Below are 6374 nucleotides of genomic sequence, written 5' to 3' on the forward strand. Positions count from 1 at the left end.
GCGCAGCTCGGGCAGTGACAGCAGACAGGCGCCGGCGGCGGCCACGGCGGCCGCCGCGCAGACGCGCGCTCCGGCCGGAACAGATGCCGCCGGAACAGACCCCATGGCGTCCCCTCCCCCGGCCCGGACCGGGGCGGTCCGGTTCGTGTCCGTTCTGCTCCGGAGAGTAGAGCGGCCGAACGGGTTACGGGGAGCCTGATAGGTGAATCCGCGGGCCTATGACCCGCGGATTAGCACGTACGGGTGAAAGCTCAGGCGTCGCCGGATGACGCGGGCGTCACCGACGCGCCCTGCTGCTCCACACCGGGTGTCACGGGACCGTGTCCGGTCTCGCCCGAGCGGATCAGTTCGATGCGGCCCATCACCTTGGCGCGCAGGTCGGCGGGTACGTCGTCATGACCGCAGCAGCGCTTGACCAGCTTCTTCACGGCCTGCTCGAGGCCGTACTTCTCCAGGCAGGGCGAGCACTCCTCGAAGTGCTCCTCGAACTTCGTGCAGGCCGAGTCCGGCATCTCCCGGTCCAGGAACTCGTAGAGATGGTCGAGGATCTCGGCGCAGTCCGTCTCGTGCGGCTCTCCACAGCTCATGAGCCCGAGCCTTTCGCTTCGTTCGACTTCCCGGCGCCGGCGGGGACGAGCCCGCGGTCCCGGGCGTAGTCCTCGAGCATGCCGCGCAGCTGACGGCGGCCCCGGTGCAGCCGGGACATCACCGTACCGATGGGTGTCCCCATGATGTCCGCGATCTCCTTGTAGGCAAACCCCTCGACGTCCGCCAGGTAGACGGCGATCCGGAACTCCTCGGGGATGGCCTGCAGCGCCGACTTCACGTCGGAGTCCGGCAGGTGGTCGAGGGCCTGGGACTCGGCGGAGCGAAGACCGGTCGACATGTGCGACTCGGCGCGGGCGAGCTGCCAGTCCTCGATGTCCTCGGCGGCGCTGCGCTGCGGCTCCCGCTGCTTCTTGCGGTAGGAGTTGATGAACGTGTTGGTGAGGATCCTGTACAGCCAGGCCTTGAGGTTGGTGCCCTCACGGAACTGGTGGAACGACGCGTACGCCTTGGCGTAGGTCTCCTGCACCAGGTCCTCGGCGTCGGCCGGGTTGCGCGTCATGCGCAGCGCGGCCGAGTACATCTGGTCGAGGAACTCCAGCGCGTCCCGCTCGAACCGGGCGCTGCGCTCCTCGGTCGTCTCGGTCGTCTGCCTGCCCTCGGCGCCCTCGGCGCTCGCGGGCTGCTCCGCGTCGGTCCCGGCGACCGGACCCACCTCCTCCAGCGACGTGCCACTCGAATCGGAGGATAGACGACGTTCCCCTCCCGCCGCCCGCCGGGCGGCGCCGGTACGGGTCGAGGGAAGCACCGACCACTCGAGTTCGGTGGCGCGGCGACTGGGGCACGCAACGGATCCCATGCGGCGGATTCCTCCCGGGACGACTGGTCAGAACGTGTTGTTCTCCCCCTTCAACCTCACGCCCCACCACCGCATTCCCGCCCCCGCCGAACCGCCGCCGGCCCGCTGTGATCAATACACCTAGTGCACGGACCCGGTGAGCTGGAGTCCGATCACGCCGATGATGACCAGGCTGATCGAGACGATCTTCAGCACGGAGACCACGTCCCCCATGAAGATCATCCCGTAGACCGCGGTGCCCGCCGCGCCGATGCCGGTCCAGACCGCGTAGGCCGGACCCACGTCGAGCTTCTTGAGGGCGAGGGTGAGGAGCGCGAAGCTGCCCAGCGCGAAGACGCAGAAGGCCATCGTCGGATAGAGCCGGGTGAATCCGTGCGAGAGCTTGAGACAGACCGCGAAGCCGGTCTCGAGCAGTCCGGCGACCACGACCAGCAGCCACGCCATGGGATGTCCTCCGCATCAATCACGCTCCGTGACCGCTCGATCCGGACCGGTTGATGCGATTATGCCCGGCTTGTCCGGCCAGGCCGCTCAGGTCAGTCCCCCTCGCGCCGCTCGCGCGTCGAGAGCAGCCGCCGCAGCGAGTAGAGCCGCGCCGGGTCCGCGTGGCCGTCGGCGACCCACCGGTCGAGCGCGCAGTCGGGCTCGTCGTGGCTGCAGGCCCGGGGACAGTCGGCCGTCCCGGCCTCCAGGTCGGGGAAGGCGTGGATGACCCGGGAGGGGTCGATGTGGGCGAGGCCGAACGACCGCACGCCGGGCGTGTCGACGACCCAGCCCTCGGCGTCCTCCAGCGGCAGCGCCAGCGCGGAGGTGGTGGTGTGCCGGCCGCGCCCGGTCACCGCGTTGACGTGTCCGGTGATCCGCCGCCGCTCCTCGGGCACGAGAGCGTTGACCAGCGTGGTCTTGCCGACGCCGGAGTGCCCGACGAAGGCGGTGACCTTGCCCGCCAGGTGCTCGCGCACCCGGTCGGCCGCGCCTCCGGTCTCCAGCTCCTCACGGCTGGTGACCACGTACGGGATGTCCAGCGCGCCGTAGAGCTCCAGCAGCGTGTCCGGCGGGGCCAGGTCGGACTTGGTGAGCACCAGCAGCGGTGTGAGCCCGCCGTCGAAGGCGGCGACCAGGCAGCGGTCGATCAGCCGCGGCCTCGGCTCGGGGTCGGCGAGGGCGGTGACGATGGCGAGCTGGTCGGCGTTGGCGACGACCACCCGCTCGTACGGGTCGTCGTCGTCCGCCGTCCGCCGCAGCACCGAGGCGCGCTCCTCGATGCGGACGATCCGCGCCAGCGTGTCCTTGGTGCCCGACAGGTCTCCCACCAGCGCCACCCGGTCACCGACCACCGCCGCCTTGCGGCCCAGCTCGCGGGCCTTCATGGCGGTCACCGTCCGGTCCTCGACCAGACAGGTCAGCCGGCCCCGGTCGACGGTGAGGACCAGCCCCTCGGCCGCGTCCTCGTGCTTGGGCCGGATGTGGGTCCGCGGCCGGTTGCCCTTGCGGTTGGGGCGGCTGCGGATGTCGTCCTCGTCGGTGTGCTTGCCGTAGCGACGCATGGCTTCTCTACCGCCGGTCCTCGAGCATCCCCGTCCAGAGCTGTGTGAAGTCGGGCAGGGTCTTCGCGGTGGTCCCCACGTTCTCGATCTCCACCCCCTCGACGGCCAGGCCGATGATCGCGCCGGCGGTCGCCATCCGGTGGTCGTCGTAGGTGTGGAAGACGCCGCCGCGCAGCGCGCGGGGACGGATGTGCAGGCCGTCGGCGGTCTCGGTGACGTCGCCGCCGAGCGCGTTGATCTCCTGGGTGAGCGCGGCCAGCCGGTCGGTCTCGTGGAGCCGCAGGTGGGCCACCCCGCGCAGGGTCGACGGCGAGTCGGCGAGGGCCGCGACGGCGGCGATGCCGGGGGTGAGCTCGCCCACCTCGGAGAGGTCGACGTCGATCCCGTGGACCTTGCCGGAGCCGGTGAACTCCAGGCCGTACTCCTTCAGCTCGCAGCTTCCACCCATCCGGGTGAAGATCTCGCGCAGCTGGTCACCGGGCTGGGTGGTGCGCTCGGGCCAGTCCGGGACGATCACCCGTCCGCCGGTCACCAGCGCGGCGGCGAGGAACGGCTGCGCGTTGGACAGGTCGGGCTCGACGGTCAGGTCACGGCCGAGCAGCGCGCCGGGCGTCACCCGCCAGACGTTGGCCTCTCCGCCGGACTCGGGGGTGTCGACCTGGGCGCCCGCGGCGCGCAGCATGTCCACCGTCATCTGGATGTGCGGCAGCGAGGGCAGGGTGGCGCCGGTGTGCCGGACCTCCACGCCCTGGTTGAAGCGGGCGCCGGAGAGCAGCAGGGCGGAGACGAACTGGGAGGACGAGGAGGCGTCCACCTCGACCGGTCCGCCCTCCAGGGCCCCGCTGCCGTGCACGGTGAGCGGGAGGGCGCCGCGTCCCTCGTCGTCGATCCGGGCGCCGAGGGCGCGCAGGGCGTCGATCACGCCGTGCAGCGGCCGCTCGTAGGAGCGGGGGTCGCCGTCGAAGCGGACCGGGCCGGAGGCGAGGGCGGCGACGGGCGGCAGGAAGCGCATCACCGTGCCCGCGTTGCCGACGTCGACCGAGGCCGGGCCGGCCGGCTGCGCGGGAATGACCCGCCACGCCTCGCCGGCCTTCTCGCCGCCGGAGGTCACCGCGGAGCTGGAGGAGACGGTCTCCTCGATGCCGACGCCGAGCGCGCGCAGCGCCTCGGCCATCAGCAGGGTGTCGCGGGAGCGCAGCGGGCGCCGGATCCAGCCCGGCTCGGAGGCCAGGGCGGCCAGCACCAGCGCGCGGTTGGTGACCGATTTCGATCCCGGCACGTGGACCGTCGCGTCGACGGGCCCGCTCGCGGTGGGGGCGGGCCAGAGATCGGTCTGCTGCGCGGAGTGAACGGTCATACGGCCCACTCTAGTGGCTGGCCGCGAGGGAGATTCCTGATCAAAATCGAGGAAATATCGCCGAAACGGGTCTGTGGTAGCGGGTTTCCGTATCGCGGCGGCTCACAGTCCGAGACGGCCGCCGGCCGGAAGCGGTCGGAGACGGCGGCGGCCGCCGGCCGGACGCGGTCAGAGGTCGAGCAGCCAGCGCGCGCCGCCCATCAGGCAGCACAGCGAGACCACGTGGAAGAAGAAGAGCCAGAGGGCCGGCGGGGTGCCGGTGAGGTGGGCGAGCTGGTCCGCGTCCGAGGCTCCGGTGGGATTGTGCCGCCGCTCCCGCTGGAGCTCGAAACCCGGTCGGACGCCGCCCAGCAGGAGGAACCAGACCACCGCGTAGGCGAACGCGGCCTGCACCTGCGGGCCGGCCCGCCAGGACACGAACAGGAAGATCGCCCCGGTGGCGAGCACCGTGATCACGCCGTAGACGTTGCGGATCATCACCAGCATGGCCAGCAGCAGCGCGGTGGAGAGCCACAGCAGCAGGGTGATCCGGCCCTCGGAGAGCAGGGCCGCGCCGCCCAGGCCGAGCAGCGGCGGTGCGGTGTACCCGGCCAGCGCGGTGAGCACCATGCCGAGCCCGCGGGGCTTGCCCCGGCTGACGGTGAGACCGCTGGTGTCCGAGTGCAGCCTTATGCCGGTGAGGGTACGGCCGGTGAGCAGCGCCACCAGGGCGTGGCCGCCCTCGTGCGCGATGGTGACGGCGTTGCGGGCCACCCTCCACACCGCGGACGGCAGCACCACGGCCAGCGCGGCGGCGGCGGTGGCGACCACCACCCACAGGTCTGGGTCGGGCTGGCGGCCGAGGACCTGGTCCATCGCGCTGCTCTCCTTCGCGTCGCTCGTCTTACTCGTCCTGCTGGTCCTGCTCGTCCTGCTCGTCCTGCTGGTCCTGCGGGTCCTGCTCGTGTCGCTCGGGTCGTCCCACCGGGCGCGCTCCGCGTGCCGGAGTCCGGGAGCCGGTGGCCCGACCGGGGCCGGGCCTGGCAGTGTGGCACGTATGTGCGGACGGTATGCATCCACGCGGGCTCCGGAGGACCTCGCGGACCTCTTCGGCGTCGAGGCCGGACTCCCCTCGCTGCTTCCCGGTCCCGGCACGCCGGGCGGCGTGCCGGAGGAGTCCTTCGCCCCTGACTACAACGTCGCTCCGACCAAGGAGGTGTTCGCCGTCCTCGACCGCCCGCTCAAGGGGAGCGGCGACCCCCGCCCGGTCCGGCAGCTGCGCCGCCTGAAATGGGGGCTGGTGCCGGCCTGGGCCAAGTCCCCCGAGGGCGCCGCCCGCATGATCAACGCGCGGGCCGAGACGGTGCACGAGAAGCCGTCCTACCGCCGTGCCTTCGCCACCCGCCGCTGCATCCTGCCCGCCGACGGCTACTACGAGTGGGTCACCGGCAAGGAGGAGCGCGAGCTGGAGGTCGAGGGGAGGCGGAAGCGGCCGCGCAAGCAGCCGTACTTCGTCACCCCGGCCGACGGCTCGGTCTTCGCGATGGCCGGGCTCTACGAGTTCTGGCGCGACCGCACCCTGCCGGACGACCATCCCCAGGCCTGGTGGGCGACCTGCTCGGTGATCACCACCGAGGCGGAGACCTCCCCCCTCGCGGTGGCCCCCGTCGAGGGGCCGGGGGCGCTGGCGGACATCCATCCGCGGATGCCGCTGATGCTGACCCGGGACCGCTGGGACGCCTGGCTCGATCCGCGCCACGACGACCCGGACCTGCTGCGCGGCCTGCTGGCCGCGCCGCCGGGCGGCCTGATGCGCGCCTACCCCGTCTCCACGGCGGTCAGCAACGTCCGCAACAACGGGCCGGAGCTGCTGAAGGAGCTGGCGGGCCCGGAGGAGGGCACACTCTTCTGACGTGACCTCCGACATGACCCCCGATGCCCCCAACGCCCCCGACGCCCCCGGCAGGGCCTCCGACGCCCCCGGTGTCTCCGCCGCTCCCGATGTCTCCGGCGGGGCCCGCGACGACGCCTCCGGCGGGGTGGACTCCGCGGCGGAACTGGTGCCGACCGAGGCCGGGGAGGCCCG

At 72.2% G+C, this 6374-nt stretch carries 7 protein-coding genes; 1 reads left to right on the plus strand and 6 read right to left on the minus strand.

The features are described from left to right. Positions 1-251 precede the first annotated feature (251 nt). The 6 genes from rsrA to HW445_RS15155 all read right to left on the minus strand — a co-directional run bounded on the left by rsrA (position 252) and on the right by HW445_RS15155 (position 5164). Complete coding sequence (rsrA, locus tag HW445_RS15130; RefSeq protein ID WP_151771345.1) at positions 252-587, minus strand: mycothiol system anti-sigma-R factor; 336 nt, start codon at positions 585-587, stop codon at positions 252-254. Then, complete coding sequence (locus HW445_RS15135) at positions 584-1261, minus strand: sigma-70 family RNA polymerase sigma factor (protein ID WP_180221541.1); 678 nt, start codon at positions 1259-1261, stop codon at positions 584-586. Before HW445_RS15135 ends, rsrA begins: the two co-directional genes overlap by 4 nt. 264 nt (positions 1262-1525) lie before the next feature. Further along, positions 1526-1849, minus strand: coding sequence for a multidrug efflux SMR transporter (locus HW445_RS15140; protein ID WP_151771347.1), 324 nt, complete (start codon positions 1847-1849; stop codon positions 1526-1528). A 92-nt stretch (positions 1850-1941) separates the two neighbouring features. Continuing rightward, positions 1942-2952 (minus strand): ribosome small subunit-dependent GTPase A, encoded by a 1011-nt coding sequence (gene rsgA, locus HW445_RS15145; RefSeq protein WP_180221542.1) that lies wholly within the window; start codon positions 2950-2952, stop codon positions 1942-1944. Positions 2953-2959: 7 nt separating this feature from the next. Next, the gene (gene aroA / locus HW445_RS15150; protein WP_180221543.1) at positions 2960-4309 is read right to left on the minus strand and encodes a 3-phosphoshikimate 1-carboxyvinyltransferase; all 1350 of its coding nucleotides are present in this window, start codon (positions 4307-4309) and stop codon (positions 2960-2962) included. A gap of 168 nt (positions 4310-4477) precedes the next feature. Next, a complete protein-coding gene (locus HW445_RS15155; RefSeq protein ID WP_180221544.1) occupies positions 4478-5164 on the minus strand; it encodes a M50 family metallopeptidase in 687 nt (228 codons plus the stop codon). A 181-nt stretch (positions 5165-5345) separates the two neighbouring features. On the opposite strand from HW445_RS15155, the gene HW445_RS15160 reads away from it, so the two are divergent. Then, positions 5346-6200, plus strand: a complete 855-nt coding sequence (locus HW445_RS15160; RefSeq protein ID WP_180221545.1) for an SOS response-associated peptidase — start codon at positions 5346-5348, stop codon at positions 6198-6200. Positions 6201-6374 lie beyond the last annotated feature (174 nt).

Source organism: Streptomyces sp. UH6, from assembly GCF_013421635.1.
Classification (GTDB): Bacteria; Actinomycetota; Actinomycetes; order Streptomycetales; family Streptomycetaceae; genus Streptomyces; species Streptomyces abyssomicinicus.